Source organism: Rhizobium quercicola (assembly GCF_021168455.1).
Taxonomy (GTDB): domain Bacteria; phylum Pseudomonadota; class Alphaproteobacteria; order Rhizobiales; family Rhizobiaceae; genus Ferranicluibacter; species Ferranicluibacter quercicola.
The window spans coordinates 43,178-59,617 of the sequence record NZ_JAJOZR010000002.1; the positions used below are offsets into that span (position 1 = coordinate 43,178).

Below are 16,440 nucleotides of genomic sequence, written 5' to 3' on the forward strand. Positions count from 1 at the left end.
TCTTACAGTCCCATTCCGAGCAGCTTGCCGACGGTGAAGATATCCTTGTCGCCGCGTCCGCAGAGGTTCATCACGATGATCTGGTCCTTGTCCATCGTCGGCGCCCGCTTGATGACTTCGGCCAGCGCATGGCTCGGCTCGAGCGCGGGAATGATGCCTTCGATGCGGGTCAGGAGCTGGAAGGCTTCGAGCGCCTCATGATCCATGATCGGCACGTATTCGACGCGACCGGCATCCTTCAGCCAGGAATGCTCGGGGCCGATGCCGGGATAGTCGAGGCCGGCGGAGATGGAGTGGCCTTCCTTGATCTGTCCGTCCTTGTCCTGCAGCAGATAGGTGCGGTTGCCGTGAAGAACGCCCGGCGAGCCCGCCGTCAGCGAGGCACAGTGTTCCTCGCCGTCGAGGCCCTTGCCGCCGGCTTCCACGCCGACGATCTTGACGCTGGCGTCGTCGAGAAACGGATGGAAGAGACCGATGGCGTTGGAGCCGCCGCCGACGGCGGCAACCAGCATGTCCGGCAGGCGGCCTTCCATGGCCAGCATCTGCTCGCGCGTTTCCCGGCCGATGACGGCCTGGAAGTCGCGCACCATTTCCGGATAGGGATGCGGGCCGGCAGCGGTGCCGATCAGATAGTAGGTGTCGTCGACATTGGTGACCCAGTCGCGCAGGGCCTCGTTCATCGCGTCCTTCAGCGTGCCGTGGCCGGCCGTGACGGGACGCACTTCGGCACCGAGCAGCTTCATGCGAAAGACGTTCGGCGACTGGCGCTCGACGTCGGTCGCGCCCATGTAGACGACGCAGGGAAGGCCGAAGCGGGCCGCGACGGTCGCCGTCGCCACGCCATGCTGGCCGGCGCCGGTTTCCGCGATGATGCGGGTCTTGCCCATGCGCTTGGCGAGCAGGATCTGGCCGAGGCAGTTGTTGATCTTGTGCGAACCGGTGTGGTTCAGCTCGTCGCGCTTGAAATAGACCTTCGCGCCACCCAGTTCCGCCGTCAGCCGCTCGGCAAAATAGAGCGGGCTCGGACGGCCGGTATAATGGGTGTTGAGGTGTTCCAGCTCGGCCTTGAAGGCGGGATCGGTCTTTGCCTTCTCCCATTCGGCTTCAAGCTCGAGGATTAGCGGCATCAGCGTTTCCGCGACGAAGCGGCCGCCGAAAATGCCGAAACGACCATCCTCGTCGGGGCCGGAACGGAAGGAATTGGGTAGAGGGGTCTGATTCACGTCGTGCTCCTTGACCGGAAAGGCTCAGCGCAAGCCTGTGCAACGGCATCGAAAAACTCTTCCATCCGCCCGATGTCCTTGACGCCGGGTGCGCGCTCCACTCCGGAGGAGATGTCGATCGCGCGCGTGCCCGTCATCGCCAGGGCCTCGCGGATGTTTCCGGCATTGAGGCCGCCGGAAAGCATGTAATCCACCTCGGCGTCAAGCGCATGGAGGAGCGTCCAGTCGAACGCCACGCCATTGCCGCCCGGAAGGTCGGACCCCTTGGGCGCCTTGGCGTCGAACAGAAACCGGTCGGCAATGCCGATATAGGCATCCACCGCGCGCAGGTCGTCGGCCTCGCGCACCGAAAATGCCTTCATCACAGGCCGGCCGTAGATGGCACGGATGTCCAGCGCGCGTGCGGCGGTCTCGTGGCCGTGAAGCTGCAGGATGTCGGGATCCAGCGACGAGACGATCTCGTCCAGCGTGTCGTTATCCGCATCCACCGTCACGGCGACGATCTTTGCCCGGCCGCGAATCCGGTCGGCCAGCCGCGCGGCATCGTCCGGCTCGATATTGCGCGGGCTCTTCTCGAAAAATATGAAGCCGACATGGTTCGCGCCCAAGGCAACCGCCTTGTCGACGGCCTCGGCGGTCTTCAATCCGCAGATCTTGACATCGATGGTCATAAGGCACCGCATTTGCATGAATCGGCCTGCGAGTCGAGCCAAAACAAGGGCCCAGGCCGTTGTCGCAGGACGCGATCAGGTGAAGTCGATGGCGTGCAGCAGCGTGCCGTTGCGCTTCAGCCAGTGACGGGCATCGGCCGTGTGCGGGCAGAGCCGCTCGCAGAGCGCCCAGAAGTTCGGGCCGTGGTTCATTTCCTTGAGGTGCGCGACCTCATGGGCGGCGAGATAATCGATGACATAAGGCGGCGCCATAACGATGCGCCAGGAGAAATTCAGCGCGCCATCCACGGCGCAGGACCCCCAGCGGCTTCGCGTGTCGCGCAGCGTCATCGACTTGATCCGTCGCCCCACGTTCAGCGCATGAGCCGGCGCCAGCTGCTCCAGATCCCTGCGGGCTTCCTTCTTCAGGAAATCGGCGATGCGGCGGCCGAGATGTTCCGACGCGCCGCTCACCCGCAGCACGGCCTCGTCATCGACCACGACGCTTTCCGTCACGCCGCGGAGCCGCCCCGTGCGCTCAATGCGGTGCGCCACGCCGCGCACGAAGATGATGCCGCCCTCTTCCAGCACGCTCTCGCCGGAGAAGCGTGCCAGCCGGCTGGCCAGCCACGCCTGATGGCGGTCGAGAAACTGAGTGATCTCGCGTTCGGGCAGGCCGGTCGGAATGGTCATCTTGAGGGCGCGACCACCCGGCTCGATCCGCAGCGTCATCCGTGTCGCCCTCGGGTTCTGCCGGATCGTCAGAGGAAGCGCCCGCCCGTCCACGGTCAGCGTCTTCACGACGGTCTTCGTCACCGGTTTGACAGGTGCGGCCGGCTTCTTGCGGCGAACGGGCTTGAGCAGCAGAGGAAACATGGGTTCCTGATAGATGATTCGCGGGATTTCCGCCTCGGGACCGGCATGAAAAAGCCGGCCTTCCCGCAAGAGGAAGGCCGGCGCATTTCCATGGGGGCGCCATCATCCGACGGCGCGTTCCGGATCAGTTGCCGGTGTAACCGGTGACCGGGCCGTTCGACGGCGTGTTGCGCTCGCGCATGAAGCGGTCGAAATCGTCTTGGTCCTTGGCGCGGCGCAGTTCGCGGACATAGGCGTCGAAATCTTCGCGCATGTCATCCAGACGGCGGCGCTCTTCATCGAGACGCGCCAGCTCGGCTTCGCGCCAGTCGTCGAAGGCGACGTTGCCGGTGTGGCCGGCGCGGAAGGTGCCGCGCGAGAAGCCCGTCTTGCCGAAGCCGCCGAACCCGCCTTTGACGGTGGAGAAGACGGTATCGACGGAGGCGTTCGCGTCGCGCTTGAAGGATTTCAGGCGTTCGCCGAAGATAATGTAGGCGAGCATGGCGAGGCCAAGCGGCCAGAAGACGACGAAGCCGAGAACCATCAACGCAATGGTCGCGGGCGTCCAGTCAGGACGGATCAAGGCATTCTGATTCATGGAGATTAAGTCCTCGTCAATGGAGGGTTCGATCGTCGAACCCGCTTGTAAGGATGTGGGAACAGGTCCATTCCATCGCAAGACGAACCGATCAGAAATCGGGCAAGGGCTTGCCCGATCTCACCATTTTTTGATGTTTCCGTCCGCTTTCCAGCCTTTAAGCGGTTTTTCCGCCCTTGATGACCTTGACGGCTGCAGCCTTGTGGCCGTGCTCGCGCTGGAAGGCGGTGATGCGCGGCGCGATTTCCCGACGGAAACGCGACCCGTTGAACACGCCGTAATGGCCGACATCCGGCTGCACGTAGTGCATCCGCATATGGTCGGGAATGTTGGAACAGATGGTCTGCGCCGCCTCCGTCTGACCCGCGCCGGAGATGTCGTCGTTCTCGCCCTCCACCGTCAGCAAAGCCACCTTACGGATAGCATGCGTATCCACCCGCTCGCCCCGATGCATCATCTCGCCCTTCGGCAAGGCATGCTGCATGAACACGACATCGACGGTCTGCAGGTAGAATTCGGCGGTCAGGTCCATTACCGCGAGATATTCGTCGTAGAACTCGCGGTGCTTCTCCGCCGCATCGCCGTCGTGCTTGACGAGATGGTCGAAGAATTCCTTCTGGGCATTGATATGCCTGTCGAGGTTCATCGACATGAAGCCGGAAAGCTGGAGGAAGCCGGGATAGACCGGCCGCATGAAGCCCGGCTGCGGAAAGGGAACGGGCATCACGACATTGTCGCGGAACCACTCGATCGGCTTGTCCTTGGCGAGCTGGTTGACGGCCGTCGGGTTGATCCGCGTGTCGATCGGCCCGCCCATCAGCGTCATCGAGGCCGGCGACAGCGCATCGCCCCGGCCTTCCATGATGGCAGCCGCCGCGAGAACGGGCACGGCCGGCTGGCAGACCGCGACGACATGCGTATCGGGCCCGAGGAAATGCAGGATCTCGATGACGTATTCGATGTAGTCGTCGAGATCGAAGGTCCCCTCGGTCAGAGGCACCATGCGGGCGTCGATCCAGTCGGTGATGTAGATGTCGGAGGTCGGCAGCAGCGCTTCTACGGTGCCGCGCAGAAGGGTCGCGTAATGGCCGGACATCGGGGCGACGATCAGGACGCGCGGATCGGACCGGGCCGGCTTTTCGAGAACGCGCTCGAAGTGAATGAGATTGCAGAAGGGCTGACGCCAGACGATCTTCTCGTCGATCGAAATCGGCTCGCCGTCGATGATCGTCTCGTACAGGCCGAATTCCGGCTTTCCGTAGCGACGTGTCGAGCGCTCGAAGACTTCCAGGCCGGCGGCGGCGGTGCGGCCGAGATAGGTTTGCGATAGCGGATTGAGCGGATTGCTATAGGCCAGACGCATCGCGTCGGCAGCGGCACGCCAGGGGGCCATGATCGCGTGGTTCAGCTCGTAGAACTGGTAAAACATTGGATGCAAACTCCTTTTTACCATGAGCGGAGACAGTTCTGGCGTAACGTCTCCGTTTCATATTCCTCTAATATTACAGGCTACGCTCTCTTGTGCAGTGCGGCAAGTGCGTCAGAGTATCACGCCGGGCCGGTGCGAAACTGTTGCAAGACGTTTTCCTCCCATCATCTTGAAATCCTCCGTTATTCTCCGACCGCAGTGTGCGCCTCCAGGCATTGACAAGTCGCTAAGCCTTCTCAATACCCGGTTGAACCTGCCGGGCCTTGCGTGTCCTCGCCCTGATATTGGCGACGCAGCCGGGTCGTTGCTTCCACCAGTGTCGTGACATCCGTGCCGATCGCCATGAAGTCCGCGCCCAGCGTGCGGTAGAGCCGCGCCTGATCGAGGTTCAGCGTCATGATGCCCGACGCCTTGCCGGCGCGGGCGATCCGCGCGAAGGCATCGCGAATGGCGGCCGTGACATCGGCATGGCCCGGCTGCCCGAGAAGGCCCATGTCGGCGGCGAGATCGGACGGACCGATGAACAATCCGTCGATGCCGTCGATCGCGGCGATCCGGTCGAGAGCGTCGAGACCTGCCCGGCTCTCGATCTGGACGATCAGGCAGATTTCGCGGTCGGCCGTTTCCAGATAGTCGCCGATGCGGCTGAAGCGGGAGGCGCGGCCAAGCGCTGCGCCGACGCCGCGGTCGCCGTGCGGCGGATAGCGCACCGCCCGCACCAGCCGCTCGGCGTCCTCGACGGTTTCCACCATCGGGATCATGACGGTCTGGGCGCCGGCATCGAGAATCTGCTTGATCATCCAGGTCTCGCCCACCGGCAAGCGCACGACCGCATGGCTCTGCGAGCCTTTGAGCGCCTGGACCTGCGCCGCCAGCGAGGGAATGTCGTTCGGGGCATGCTCGCCGTCGATCAGCAACCAGTCATAGCCGCTGCCGGACACGACCTCCGCCGCATAGGGGCTGGCCAGCGCCACCCAGAATCCGAGCTGGAAGCGCCGCTCGTTCAGCGCCGCCTTGAATGGGTTGACCGGTGCCGGCACGTCGCTCTCCTTCTCGCCCTCACCCGTTTCAGATAGGGCACATGGCAATCGTCTCCATGGCGAAGACACTCTATTCGCCAAAAGCATCTTGTCGGGAACGGCGTGGACTTACTAGATGGTGCGGTGCGCTCTCCGTTGCGCCCATGCTTTTCCCCTCGGCAACCGCTGGCTCAGCGGCCGACCCACGCGAAGGACCAGAACCATGACCACGTCGAGCAATTTCCGACAGGCCGACCATCCGATCGAAGCAAGCTTTCTCGACCGCTGGTCGCCCCGCGCGTTCAAGGACGAGACGATGGACGAGGCCCAGCTTCTCACGATTCTCGAAGCCGGCCGCTGGGCGCCGTCGGCCTTCAACTCGCAGCCCTGGCGCTTTTCCTACGCGCTGCGCGGCACGCCGGAATGGGACACGCTTCTCCCGATCCTCAACGATTTCAACCAGAGCTGGGCGAAATCGGCCTCCGCACTGGTGATCATCATCTCCAAGACGCACTTCACGGCACCGGGCTCCACCGAATCCAAGCCGTCCTACAGCCATAGCTTCGATGCCGGCTCGGCCTGGGGTGCCATCGCCCATCAGGCCATGCTGCTCGGCTACCAGGCGCACGGCATGACCGGCATCCATTTCGACAAGGCTGCGGAGATCCTCGGCATTCCCGAAGGCTACCGCGTCGAGGCGGGTGTTGCGATCGGCCGGGTCGGCGACAAGTCGGTGCTGCCGGAAGGTCTGCAGGCTCGAGAAACCCCGAGCCCCCGCCGCCCGCTCTCCGAACTCGCCTTCAACGGCAGCTTCAAGGCCGACTGATCGGCATCCGTCTCAAGGCCTGAGACAGACAGCAAAAGGCCCTCGCAACCATTCGGTTGCGAGGGCCTTTTCAATGCCATTTCCTGACGAAGGACGTCCGTCAGATATCGAGGTTCGCCACGTTCAGTGCGTTCTCCTGGATGAAGTCGCGACGCGGCTCCACTTCGTCGCCCATGAGGCGGGAGAACAGGCTGTCGGCATCGGTCGCATCGTTGACGCGGACCTGCAGCAGCGAGCGGACGTTCGGGTCGAGCGTCGTTTCCCAGAGCTGTTCGGCATTCATTTCGCCCAGACCCTTGTAGCGCTGCATGGAAAGACCCTTGCGGCCGCTGGCGAAGATGGCGTCGAGCAACGCGCGCGGACCGCTGATCTCCTGCGTGCCTTCCTTGCGCCGCAGCACGGGCGGAACGGCGTAGATGTCGTGCAGCTTGGCGTTCAACTGGTCGATCAGCCGCGCATCCTGCGAGGCGATCAGCGCCATGTCGAGGAAGGCCAGTTCCTTGACGCCGCGAACCATGCGCTCGAGCCGCAGGCCGCCGTCACCGGCGATCTCGGCGCTCCAGCCGCGTTCGGTTTCCTCGGCGATGAGATCCAACCGCTCGGCGAGTTCGCGCGCGATGACCGCGGATTTCTCGTCGTCGCGCAGGCGTTCCGGATTGAGTGCACCGGCAATCGCCGCCTGCTCGACGACCGAGCGGCTGTAGCGGGAATGCAGACCGTCGATGAGCGCGCGCAAGCGCAGCGCATCGGTGATGACTTCGCGCAGATCCTGCCCGGCGCGCACTTCGCCGGAGCCGAGCTCCAGCCGCGCTTCTTCCAGGCCCATCGAGATCAGATACTCCTCGAAAGCCTTCTCGTCCTTCAGATACTGGGCCGACTTGCCGCGCGTGACTTTGTAGAGCGGCGGCTGGGCGATGTAGAGGTGGCCGCGCTCGATCAGTTCCGGCATCTGGCGGAAGAAGAAGGTGAGCAGCAGCGTCCTGATATGCGCGCCGTCCACGTCGGCGTCCGTCATGATGATGATCTTGTGGTAGCGCAGCTTTTCCGGGTTGAACTCGTCCTTGCCGATCGACGTGCCGAGCGCCGTGATCAGCGTGCCGATTTCCTGGCTGGAGAGCATCTTGTCGAAGCGCGCGCGCTCGACGTTGAGGATCTTGCCGCGCAGCGGCAGAATGGCCTGGTTCTCGCGCGAGCGTCCCTGCTTGGCGGAGCCGCCGGCGGAGTCCCCTTCGACGAGGAAGAGTTCGGATTTGGAGGGGTCGCGCTCCGAGCAGTCGGCCAGCTTGCCGGGCAGCGAGGAGATGTCGAGCGCGCCTTTGCGGCGGGTCAGCTCGCGCGCCTTGCGGGCGGCCTCGCGGGCGGCGGCGGCTTCCACCACCTTGCCGACGAGGATCTTCGCATCGGCCGGATGTTCTTCGAACCAGGTGCTCAGCGCCTCGTTGACGAGACTTTCGACCACGGGACGCACTTCCGACGAGACGAGCTTGTCCTTGGTCTGCGAGGAGAACTTCGGATCGGGAACCTTGACGGAAAGCACGGCGGTCAGGCCTTCGCGGCAATCCTCGCCCTGAAGCGTCACCTTCTCCCGCTTGGTGATGCCCGACTGGTCGGCATAGGACGTCACCTGGCGCGTCAGCGCGCCGCGGAAGCCGGCCATATGCGTGCCGCCGTCGCGCTGGGGGATGTTGTTGGTGAAGCAGAGCATGTTCTCGTGGTAGCTGTCGTTCCACCACATCGCGACCTCGACGGTGATGCCGTCCTTCTCGCCGCGGATGGAGACCGGCCGCGTAACCAGGGGCTTCTTGGCGCGGTCGAGATAGACGACGAAGGCCTCGAGGCCGCCGTCATACATCATCTCTTCCTGCTTGATGTCGGAGTGGCGCTTGTCCGTGAGAACGATGCGGACGCCGGAATTGAGGAAGGCGAGCTCGCGCAGGCGATGCTCCAGCGTTCCATAGTCGAACTCGACCTGCGTGAAGGTATCGGTGCTCGGCAGGAAGGTGACTTCCGTGCCCGTCGTGCCGCCGCTGTCGCCGGTCACCTGCAGCGGGCCATCGGCCACGCCGTGGGTGAAGCTCATCTCGTGGATCTTGCCGACGCGACGGATCTTCAGCTTGAGCGAAACGGAGAGCGCATTGACCACGGACACGCCGACGCCATGGAGACCGCCAGAGACCTTGTAGGAATTCTGGTCGAACTTGCCGCCCGCATGCAGCTGGGTCATGATGACCTCGGCGGCGGACACGCCCTCCTCCTTGTGGATGTCGGTCGGGATGCCGCGGCCATTGTCGGTCACGGTCACGGAGCCATCCGCATTCAGCGTCACCGTCACGAGATCGGCATAGCCGCCCAACGCTTCGTCGATGGCGTTGTCCACGACCTCGTAGACCATGTGGTGCAGGCCCGAACCGTCGTCGGTATCGCCGATATACATGCCCGGCCGCTTGCGCACGGCATCGAGACCCTTGAGAACCTTGATGGAATCGGCACCATATTCGGCATTCGCGCCGGTTGCGGCATCAGGCAGTTCGGTCATAGAGGTCGGGTCTTTCCATTGTTACGGCGTGTTCCGCGCTTGCCCTGCGATCGCCGGGCCATGCGGGAATCCGGGAGAACGAATCAGCGTGCCGGCAATCGTCTGAATATAGGCATTTCCGGGTCCGGTTCCATATTTGAGAGATGGTTGCGGGCCGGAAACGGGACTTGAAAACGACCCGGCGGCAGCGGGATCGTGGGGTGGGTTCTTCCGTTTTTCTCGCAGCTCCCCAGGCAAGATCGCCAGGCTCATTTGCCGGAGAGCATTTCAGGCACCATCTTTAGCACCCTTCTGCGCATTGTCCAAAAGTTGCGTGATATCCACAACCGTCTGGTCGGGAAGATGACGGATCCGGGCCGCCAGACGGTTGGCCAGGATGGTGTGCGCGGCGGGGAGACCCGATGTATCGACGGTAACGCGCGGGTTCGACTGCGCCGCAAGCGCGAACAGGGCGTCCGCCTCGTCCCAGATGATGTGGAAGTAGCCGGCGACCCGCTGGAGGAAGTCGAAGCTCGGCGTGCCGCGGCGGCCGTGCTCGAGCGCCGAGAGATAGGCGGCGGACACGTTGAGCGCCTGCGCCATCTGCTTCTGCGTCACCCCGCGCTCGGCGCGCAGGCGAACCATCTCCTCACCGAAGGGCGTCATGCCGTGGGGCCGGAGCCGTGCCGCGAGACGCCGTGCCGCGACAGGCGGACATAGAGCGCGCCTTCGCCGCCATGATTGCGCGCAGCGGGCTCGTAGGAGGAAATCAGCGGGCGGAAATCGGGCAACGAGAACCAGAGCGGTACCGCCCGTTTCAACGCGCCTTCGCTGCCCATCGACGTGCCCTTGCCGGTGATGACGAGAACATGCCGCAGGCCGTGATCATGCGCCCGCGCGATGAAGCGGAGCAGAAGGCCATGCGCTTCCGATTGCGCCATGCCGTGAAGGTCGATGCGGGCATCGATCGGCAGGTGTCCCTTGGCGAGCTTCCGCTTGACCGGCTTTTCCAGCGGCTGGTGACGTCGCGGCGTTTCGACCCTGGCGACGGGCACGGGCTCCCGTACCGCCTTCGCTGCAGGCACGGGCACAGGTTCGGCAGGCTTTGCCGGCGCGTCCTCTCCCTCGAAGAGCGCGAGCAGTTCCATGCGCCCGGGAAGCGCGCGCGTCGAGCGGGCGACCTTGCCCCAGAGAATGCGGTCTTCGCTCGAAAGCGTCTTCTTCCTCGTCATGCCTCGTATCTTGCCGCCGCCGCCTTCGGAATCAAAATGAAAAAGTCCGCATCGTTGCGCACCGCGCCCGCCCGCTCGCCGGCCTCGTCGCCCGACCCGGTGAAGATATCGCCGCGGGCCGGACCGACGATGGCCGTGCCCGTGTCGAGAGCCAGCATCAGCCGGCGGAACGGACGGCCGTCGTCGATGCGGGTGAGGCTGTCGCTCGCGATGAAGAACGGCACACCGAAGGTATGGATCAACCGATCGACCGCCAGCGAGCGTCCCGGCACCAGGGGCACCTTGGCGGCGGCCACGGGTCCGAGCGCAGGATCCTCGACCGCGGCCTCGCGGAAGAAGATGAAGGAACGATTGTGCCACATCACCGCGTCGGCCTCCTCGGGATGGGTATCGAGCCAGGCCTTGATCGACTGCATGGATACGGTCGCCGCATCGATCTCGCCGCGGTCGATCAGCAGGCGGCCGATGGCCGAGAAGGGATGGCCGCTTTTGCCGGCATAGGTGATGCGCTCCGAAGAGCCGTCCGGAAAAAGGAGACGCGCGGCCCCCTGGACATGGGCGAAGAAGACGTCGCTCTTCGAGCGGGCAAAGGCGATCTCCAGCCCGCGGCCGGCGAGACAGCCGGTCTCGATCGCGCGCCGGTCGGGATATTCCTCGATCCGGTCTCCCACGCGTCGGGCGAAGACAAAGCTCTCGTCCAGCCCGGCCGGGCGGTTGGCCGCGTCGAGATCGACCAGATCGTCCGGCCGGCGATAGAAGGGATAGGCATATTCGGCCGTTCGTACCCGGCTGACGGCAACGGTCGGCTCGAAGAAGGCGGTGACAAAGCCCGGCCGCCCGTCGCGACGCGCGATGGCGAAGGGCTGGAAGTGTTCCTCGAAGAAGGTGCGGGCGGCGGCGGCATCCCGTACGTCCACCGCATCGGCGGCATGGAAGGCCGGCAGGAGATCGTGCGAGGATATGCCGAGCGATCCGGACCGGTGGGGCTTGACCGTCTCGACATGGTGCCGGCACCGGCGCAGGGCTGGCAGGAGATCCGACGGATCGTCGCCTGCCCAGCCGGGCAGATCCGAAAAGGCGACCTTGCGCAGCGCGAAATCCATCGGCGATCCCTATCTCTCTCAACAGGCCCGCGCAAATGCCCGGACGCCCGGGACCTCAGTTTTCGGATTCGGTCGCGATCAGCTTCCAGTTCGGATCGCGCGAGCGGGTGTCGCGGGCAAACGTCCAGAGGTCGTTAACCTCGGAGACGGCTTCCGCATCACCATCGACGATCGTTCCGGCCTTGTCGAAGGTTGCCGAGATCAGCTGGCTGAAGATCCGCACGGTGACGATCGCTTCGCCGTCCTTGAGATCGGCCGAGACGATGTCGGACTTCTCGATGCCGACGAAGGTGGATTTGACGATTTCGCCCTTGGCCTCGCGGTCGGCGATCGCCGCCTCGAAGCCGTCATAGACCTCCTTGGACAGGAGCGACTTCAGGGTCTTCCTGTCGCCATCGGCAAAGGCGGTCACGATCATTTCATAGGCCATCCGTGCACCGTTCACGAACTCCTTCGGGTCGAAGGCGTTGTCGGCGTCGGTGATCTTGCGCAGCGAAGCGTTCAGCGGGGTCTCGGGCTTGGCGAAGGCATCGATCGCGGCATAGCGCGCCGCCTCGTCCACGACAGTGTCGCGGCGGGGAAGCTGGACGACCTTGCCGGTCGGGTCGGAACTCTCGACGGGTTCGCGGGCGGAGAAGGGATCGGACGGCGGGCGTTCATTGCCTGTCCGACGGCCCAGCACGCTGCGAAGCTGGATGAAAATGATCACCGCGGCGACAAGAAAGAACAATGTTACGAAGTCGAAAGATCCCATTTCCACCAATGCCGCTTTTATGATGTATCTTAGAGACCCATATAGACGCGATGACCCCATCATTCAAATGGCCAGGAGCAGATTGCCAGACCGCCGAAAGCAGATCGGCAGAGCGAGCAAAGCAGACCAATGGCCAGGGCATGATCCGATGCCGCCTTATAGCTCCGATGCCACGCGGCATCGGGCAGACGACAACCCTTCCAACCGACACGTGGACCGAATGCGCCTTTCCCTGATCCCGCTCTTCTTCCTGCTCCTGCCGATGGCGGAAATCGCCACCTTCATCGTCGTCGGGCGCGAGATCGGCGTGGGTGCCACGCTCGGTCTCATTCTCCTGTCCGCCGTCGTCGGCGCGCTTCTCTTGCGGGCGCAAGGCCTTGGTGTGCTGCGGAAACTCCAGTCCGCATCGCGCACCGGCGAGAACCCCGGCCGGCAGATCGTGCATGGCGCGATGATCGTCATTGCCGCCTTTCTCCTGATCCTGCCCGGCTTCCTGACGGACATCTTCGGCATCCTCCTCTTCATCCCCGCCGTGCGCGAAGCGGTCTGGCAGTTCCTGCGCAAGCGGATCACCGTGGTGACGCGGACGAGCAGCACGCGACCGGATCCGGCCGGCGCCCGGCCCCGCGCCATCCCCGGCGTGATCGATCTCGATGACGCAGAATTTACCAGGGACCCCGACCGCAGTGACCCGAACGACCGGCTGCGGTGACCGCGCGCATGCCGAAGACGCGTTGCTCCTGCCCCGCCCGGCCGCTCGGGTTGTAAGGGCATGCCCGAAATGATAGATGCGCTCGACCATTGAACCGCTCCATCCAACGCATCATTTATCGAACGCCTCCAAGGAACGCGCCTCATGACCGATACAGCAGCACCCACGAACGGTGGCACCGGCGAAAATCCGTCGCTGAACATTCTCGCCCAGTACATCAAGGACCTCTCGTTCGAAAATCCGGGTGCGCCGCGCTCGCTCCAGGCCCGCGACAAGGCTCCGGCGATCAACATCAACGTCAATGTCAACGCCAATCCGATGACGGATACGGAGTTCGACGTCGTGCTGACGCTGAATGCCGAAGCCAAGGATGGCGACAAGATTCTGTTTGCCGTCGAGCTGACCTATGGCGGCGTCTTCCGCGTCACGGGCTTCCCGCAGGAGCACATGCTGCCGCTGCTCTTCATCGAGTGCCCGCGCCTGCTCTTCCCCTTCGCGCGCCAGATCGTGGCCGACGCGACGCGCAATGGCGGTTTCCCGCCGCTGATGATCGACCCCATCGATTTCGCGCAGATGTTCACGCAGCGCATGGCCGAAGACCGCGTCCGCGCGCAGGTGTCCAGCACCCCGAACTGATCGGCATCCCAGCCGAACGCCTCGAACGCCCGGTCCGAAAAGGCCGGGCGTTTTTCGTTTCAGACCGCGTAATGCGACCAGATGGCCTTTTCGCCCATCTTCTTAACGAGCGCTGCATGGGCGGCGATATCGTTTTCGGCCAGGCGCGGGGGCAAGGGCGCCGGACGCGCGCGCGGCACGACGACCAGGTCGTCGGAGGCTTCCGCCTGTGCGCGGCTTTCCTTGGTCGTCAGGCCCAGTGCCGCCTGCCGGCCGCCGATCATCTCGATATAGACTTCGGCGAGAAGCTCGGAGTCGAGCAGCGCGCCGTGCTTCGTGCGGTGCGTGTTGTCGATGCCGTAGCGCCGGCAGAGCGCATCGAGCGAATTGGGACCCATCGGATGCTTGCGGCGGGCCATCGACAACGTGTCGGTGACGAGGTCCTGCGAGACCGCCGGGCGATCGAGACGCGCCAGCTCGGCATTGATGAAGCCCATGTCGAAGGTGGCATTGTGCGCGACCCAGCGGGCGCCCTCGAAGAAGGCCATCAGCTCTTCCACGATCTCGGCAAAGACCGGCTTGTCCTTCAGGAAATCGTCGGTGATGCCGTGAACGGCGAGCGCATCGGGATGAACCTTGCGATCGCCGGGATGAATGTAGCGATGAAAGGTCCGCCCGGTCGGAAAGTGATCATTGAGTTCGATGCCGCCGATTTCGATGACGCGGTCCTGGCGATTGTCGAGGCCGGTGGTTTCCGTATCGAAGATGATTTCCCGCATGGCCTTGTCCTTCCGTCGAATACGATCGCCTGTCTACCCGGGGAAATATTATCCCGCTCGGGCGGTCAGAGCGCCGACAATCTCTTCGACCCTTTGGCGCGCGGCGTCTAGTCCGTGGCCGGTGTCGATCACATAGTTTGCACGGGCGCGTTTCTCTTTGTCCGGCATTTGCCGGGACAGGATCAGCGCGAATTTCTCCGGCGTCATGCCGGGGCGGGCAAGAACACGGGCGCGCTGGATGGCGGCGTCGCAGGTGACGACCGCCACCGCATCCACCCGTCCCTGCCCGCCCGTTTCGTAGAGCAGGGGAATATCGAGGACCACGAGCGGGGCGCCTGCTTCTCGTTCCCGGTCGAGAAAGACCCGCTCTTTTTCCCGCACGAGCGGGTGGACGATCGCTTCCAGGGTCTTGAAGCCCTCGGGATGCTTCGCGAGTGCCGCACTGAGGGCGGCCCGATCGACAAGACCGTCGGTCGTGGAGCCGGGAAAAGCGGCCTCGATGGGTAAGACGGCCTCGCCGCGATAAAGTTCGTGAACGACAGCATCGGCATCATTGACGGGAACGCCCAGCGCCGTGAACATCCCGGCCGTGGTGGACTTGCCCATGCCGATCGATCCGGTGAGCCCGAGGACGATCATGCGTGCGCCGCCATGTCGGCGATGACGAGCGCCCGCAGCGTCTCGTCCACCTGAGGTTTTCGACCGAACCACTTTTCAAAGCCGGGCGCCGCCTGATGCAGCAACATGCCGAGCCCATCGACGATGGTGCGACCCTGCGCCTGCGCCTGCGCGAGAATGGGTGTGACGAGGGGCACGTAGACGATATCCGTCACGACGGCATCGCCGGGCATGCGCGTGAAATCGAACTCGGGAACCGGCGTGCCGTCCATGCCGAGCGAGGTCGTGTTGATGAAGAGGCTGGCCTCGGGCAAAAGCTCCGGCAACGCCGCCATGGCATGGGCGACGACACGCGTCCGGCCGAAGCGATCGGAGAGTTCCCGGGCACGGGGCAGCGTCCGGTTGACGACATGGATGGTGCGCACACCGCGATCCCGCACCGCCTGGATGACGGCGCGGCTCGCGCCCCCCGCACCGAGCACGATGGCGGTTTCGGCCGTGTCCCAGCCGGGTGCCCGCGCGTCGAGATTGGCGGCAAAGCCGAGGCCGTCCGTGTTCGTCGCCTTGAGCCGACCTTCTTCCAGCCAGACGGTGTTGGCCGCACCCATTTCCCGGCTCAGCGCGTCGGCCTCATCGACATGGGCGATCACCGTCTCCTTATGCGGGATGGTGACATTGCCGCCGACAAAGCCGGATTGTCCGGATTTGAGGAGCGCGATGAAATCGGGGAAGATGGCCGGCGTGACTTCGCGCGTGGTGTAGCTGCCTTCCAGACCCAGGGTCTTCAGCCAGTGGGAATGGATCAGCGGCGAGCGCGAATGGCGGACGGGATAGCCCGCGACGAAGGCATGGTTAACAGATGTTTCACGTGAATCACGCATCGATGACACGCAGCCTCCGCAGTTCGCCGAGCAGCGGCAGGATCGGCAATCCGAGGATCGTGAAGTAGTCGCCGTCGATCGCCTCGAACAGCTGAACCCCCTCGCCTTCCAGCTGGTACGCGCCGACGCTGGTCAGAGCCTTTTCCCCCACGCGAGCGAGATGCCGCGCGATGAAGCCATCATCGAGACGGCGCATCGTCAAGCGGGCGGTCGAGACGTGAGACCAGAGGGTCCGGCCATCCTGATGCAGGGCGATCGCGCTGTTGAGCTGATGGGTCGCCCCCGACAGGGCGCGCAGATGGTCTCGCGCCTCCGCCATCGAGGCCGGCTTGTGAAACACACGGTCTCCGAGCGACAGGGTCTGGTCCGACCCGATGACGACGGGCGCGATACCCTCCCCCGCCCCTTGCGCCTCGCGCAGCGCCGCGGCGACCGATTCGGCCTTGGCCTCGGCCAGCACGGTCGCTACTTTTTCCGGCGATGCGCCTTCGGCGGCGAGCGGTTCTTCCAGTGCCCGCTCGTCGATCTCGGCCGCCTGCCAGCGAAAGGCGATGCCGGCATTTTCGAGCAGCATGCGCCGGAACGGGCTCGCCGAGGCGAGGACAAGCTGATGCGTCATGGATGATCTCTC

18 protein-coding genes are annotated in these 16,440 nt (G+C 64.2%); 3 read left to right on the plus strand and 15 right to left on the minus strand.

Annotated elements, in window-relative coordinates; all coding sequences use genetic code 11:
• Positions 1 to 2 precede the first annotated feature (2 nt).
• The 6 genes from trpB to LRX75_RS03765 form a co-directional block, all read right to left on the minus strand.
• Positions 3 to 1,223, minus strand: a complete 1,221-nt coding sequence (gene trpB, locus LRX75_RS03740; protein WP_113149941.1) for a tryptophan synthase subunit beta — start codon at positions 1,221 to 1,223, stop codon at positions 3 to 5.
• Entirely contained in the window at positions 1,220 to 1,894 is a 675-nt protein-coding gene (locus LRX75_RS03745; protein ID WP_231812061.1) for a phosphoribosylanthranilate isomerase, read from the minus strand. Before LRX75_RS03745 ends, trpB begins: the two co-directional genes overlap by 4 nt.
• 75 nt (positions 1,895 to 1,969) lie before the next feature.
• Positions 1,970 to 2,749 carry a M48 family metallopeptidase gene (locus LRX75_RS03750; RefSeq protein WP_231812063.1) on the minus strand — a complete coding sequence of 260 codons (780 nt, stop codon included), beginning with the start codon at positions 2,747 to 2,749 and terminating at the stop codon, positions 1,970 to 1,972.
• A gap of 124 nt (positions 2,750 to 2,873) precedes the next feature.
• The gene (locus tag LRX75_RS03755) at positions 2,874 to 3,326 is read right to left on the minus strand and encodes a DUF2852 domain-containing protein (RefSeq protein WP_113149939.1); all 453 of its coding nucleotides are present in this window, start codon (positions 3,324 to 3,326) and stop codon (positions 2,874 to 2,876) included.
• A 157-nt stretch (positions 3,327 to 3,483) separates the two neighbouring features.
• On the minus strand, positions 3,484 to 4,755 hold the full coding sequence (phaZ, locus tag LRX75_RS03760; RefSeq protein ID WP_231812065.1) for a polyhydroxyalkanoate depolymerase: 1,272 nt from the start codon (positions 4,753 to 4,755) through the stop codon (positions 3,484 to 3,486).
• A gap of 236 nt (positions 4,756 to 4,991) precedes the next feature.
• A complete protein-coding gene (locus tag LRX75_RS03765) occupies positions 4,992 to 5,795 on the minus strand; it encodes an HpcH/HpaI aldolase family protein (protein ID WP_231812066.1) in 804 nt (267 codons plus the stop codon).
• 202 nt (positions 5,796 to 5,997) lie between these two features.
• Here LRX75_RS03765 and LRX75_RS03770 point away from each other — a divergent pair, with 202 nt between their 5' ends.
• Positions 5,998 to 6,600 (plus strand): nitroreductase family protein, encoded by a 603-nt coding sequence (locus LRX75_RS03770; RefSeq protein ID WP_231812068.1) that lies wholly within the window; start codon positions 5,998 to 6,000, stop codon positions 6,598 to 6,600.
• Positions 6,601 to 6,700: 100 nt separating this feature from the next.
• Here LRX75_RS03770 and gyrB read toward each other — a convergent pair whose 3' ends face one another.
• The 5 genes from gyrB to LRX75_RS03795 all read right to left on the minus strand — a co-directional run bounded on the left by gyrB (position 6,701) and on the right by LRX75_RS03795 (position 12,204).
• Complete coding sequence (gene gyrB / locus LRX75_RS03775; protein ID WP_231812070.1) at positions 6,701 to 9,136, minus strand: DNA topoisomerase (ATP-hydrolyzing) subunit B; 2,436 nt, start codon at positions 9,134 to 9,136, stop codon at positions 6,701 to 6,703.
• Between the two features lie 267 nt (positions 9,137 to 9,403).
• Complete coding sequence (locus LRX75_RS03780) at positions 9,404 to 9,781, minus strand: helix-turn-helix domain-containing protein (RefSeq protein WP_113149934.1); 378 nt, start codon at positions 9,779 to 9,781, stop codon at positions 9,404 to 9,406.
• Positions 9,778 to 10,347 carry a Smr/MutS family protein gene (locus LRX75_RS03785; protein ID WP_231812072.1) on the minus strand — a complete coding sequence of 190 codons (570 nt, stop codon included), beginning with the start codon at positions 10,345 to 10,347 and terminating at the stop codon, positions 9,778 to 9,780. Before LRX75_RS03785 ends, LRX75_RS03780 begins: the two co-directional genes overlap by 4 nt.
• Positions 10,344 to 11,450: a murein transglycosylase A gene (gene mltA / locus LRX75_RS03790; RefSeq protein ID WP_231812074.1), complete on the minus strand. Its 1,107-nt coding sequence runs from the start codon at positions 11,448 to 11,450 to the stop codon at positions 10,344 to 10,346. The genes LRX75_RS03785 and mltA overlap by 4 nt, the downstream gene beginning before the upstream one ends.
• A 55-nt stretch (positions 11,451 to 11,505) precedes the next feature.
• Positions 11,506 to 12,204, minus strand: a complete 699-nt coding sequence (locus LRX75_RS03795) for a Tim44/TimA family putative adaptor protein (RefSeq protein ID WP_113149931.1) — start codon at positions 12,202 to 12,204, stop codon at positions 11,506 to 11,508.
• A gap of 220 nt (positions 12,205 to 12,424) precedes the next feature.
• Here LRX75_RS03795 and LRX75_RS03800 point away from each other — a divergent pair, with 220 nt between their 5' ends.
• Together LRX75_RS03800 and secB are read left to right on the plus strand one after the other, a co-directional pair.
• Complete coding sequence (locus LRX75_RS03800; RefSeq protein ID WP_231812076.1) at positions 12,425 to 12,916, plus strand: FxsA family protein; 492 nt, start codon at positions 12,425 to 12,427, stop codon at positions 12,914 to 12,916.
• Positions 12,917 to 13,060: 144 nt separating this feature from the next.
• On the plus strand, positions 13,061 to 13,552 hold the full coding sequence (gene secB / locus LRX75_RS03805; RefSeq protein WP_113150004.1) for a protein-export chaperone SecB: 492 nt from the start codon (positions 13,061 to 13,063) through the stop codon (positions 13,550 to 13,552).
• A 59-nt stretch (positions 13,553 to 13,611) separates the two neighbouring features.
• Here secB and dnaQ read toward each other — a convergent pair whose 3' ends face one another.
• Genes dnaQ through LRX75_RS03825 form a run of 4 tightly spaced genes read right to left on the minus strand, consistent with a single transcriptional unit; the run spans position 13,612 to position 16,428 of the window.
• Entirely contained in the window at positions 13,612 to 14,310 is a 699-nt protein-coding gene (gene dnaQ / locus LRX75_RS03810; RefSeq protein WP_231812078.1) for a DNA polymerase III subunit epsilon, read from the minus strand.
• A 48-nt stretch (positions 14,311 to 14,358) separates the two neighbouring features.
• On the minus strand, positions 14,359 to 14,949 hold the full coding sequence (gene coaE / locus LRX75_RS03815; RefSeq protein WP_231812080.1) for a dephospho-CoA kinase: 591 nt from the start codon (positions 14,947 to 14,949) through the stop codon (positions 14,359 to 14,361).
• A complete protein-coding gene (locus LRX75_RS03820; RefSeq protein ID WP_231812082.1) occupies positions 14,946 to 15,809 on the minus strand; it encodes a shikimate dehydrogenase in 864 nt (287 codons plus the stop codon). The genes coaE and LRX75_RS03820 overlap by 4 nt, the downstream gene beginning before the upstream one ends.
• Positions 15,802 to 16,428, minus strand: a complete 627-nt coding sequence (locus tag LRX75_RS03825; RefSeq protein WP_231812084.1) for a Maf-like protein — start codon at positions 16,426 to 16,428, stop codon at positions 15,802 to 15,804. Before LRX75_RS03825 ends, LRX75_RS03820 begins: the two co-directional genes overlap by 8 nt.
• Between the last annotated feature and the right edge of the window lie 12 nt (positions 16,429 to 16,440).

Excerpts from the sequence above, each read along its gene's own strand:
- LRX75_RS03745 (WP_231812061.1), bottom strand. The coding sequence starts at position 1,894 with ATGACCATCGATGTCAAGATCTGCGGATTGAAGACCGCCGAGGCCGTC.
- LRX75_RS03750 (WP_231812063.1), bottom strand. The coding sequence starts at position 2,749 with ATGTTTCCTCTGCTGCTCAAGCCCGTTCGCCGCAAGAAGCCGGCCGCA.
- LRX75_RS03755 (WP_113149939.1), bottom strand. The coding sequence starts at position 3,326 with ATGAATCAGAATGCCTTGATCCGTCCTGACTGGACGCCCGCGACCATT.
- phaZ (WP_231812065.1), bottom strand. The coding sequence starts at position 4,755 with ATGTTTTACCAGTTCTACGAGCTGAACCACGCGATCATGGCCCCCTGG.
- LRX75_RS03770 (WP_231812068.1), top strand. The coding sequence starts at position 5,998 with ATGACCACGTCGAGCAATTTCCGACAGGCCGACCATCCGATCGAAGCA.
- gyrB (WP_231812070.1), bottom strand. The coding sequence starts at position 9,136 with ATGACCGAACTGCCTGATGCCGCAACCGGCGCGAATGCCGAATATGGT.
- LRX75_RS03780 (WP_113149934.1), bottom strand. The coding sequence starts at position 9,781 with ATGACGCCCTTCGGTGAGGAGATGGTTCGCCTGCGCGCCGAGCGCGGG.
- LRX75_RS03785 (WP_231812072.1), bottom strand. The coding sequence starts at position 10,347 with ATGACGAGGAAGAAGACGCTTTCGAGCGAAGACCGCATTCTCTGGGGC.
- mltA (WP_231812074.1), bottom strand. The coding sequence starts at position 11,450 with ATGGATTTCGCGCTGCGCAAGGTCGCCTTTTCGGATCTGCCCGGCTGG.
- LRX75_RS03795 (WP_113149931.1), bottom strand. The coding sequence starts at position 12,204 with ATGGGATCTTTCGACTTCGTAACATTGTTCTTTCTTGTCGCCGCGGTG.
- LRX75_RS03800 (WP_231812076.1), top strand. The coding sequence starts at position 12,425 with ATGCGCCTTTCCCTGATCCCGCTCTTCTTCCTGCTCCTGCCGATGGCG.
- secB (WP_113150004.1), top strand. The coding sequence starts at position 13,061 with ATGACCGATACAGCAGCACCCACGAACGGTGGCACCGGCGAAAATCCG.
- dnaQ (WP_231812078.1), bottom strand. The coding sequence starts at position 14,310 with ATGCGGGAAATCATCTTCGATACGGAAACCACCGGCCTCGACAATCGC.
- coaE (WP_231812080.1), bottom strand. The coding sequence starts at position 14,949 with ATGATCGTCCTCGGGCTCACCGGATCGATCGGCATGGGCAAGTCCACC.
- LRX75_RS03820 (WP_231812082.1), bottom strand. The coding sequence starts at position 15,809 with ATGCGTGATTCACGTGAAACATCTGTTAACCATGCCTTCGTCGCGGGC.
- LRX75_RS03825 (WP_231812084.1), bottom strand. The coding sequence starts at position 16,428 with ATGACGCATCAGCTTGTCCTCGCCTCGGCGAGCCCGTTCCGGCGCATG.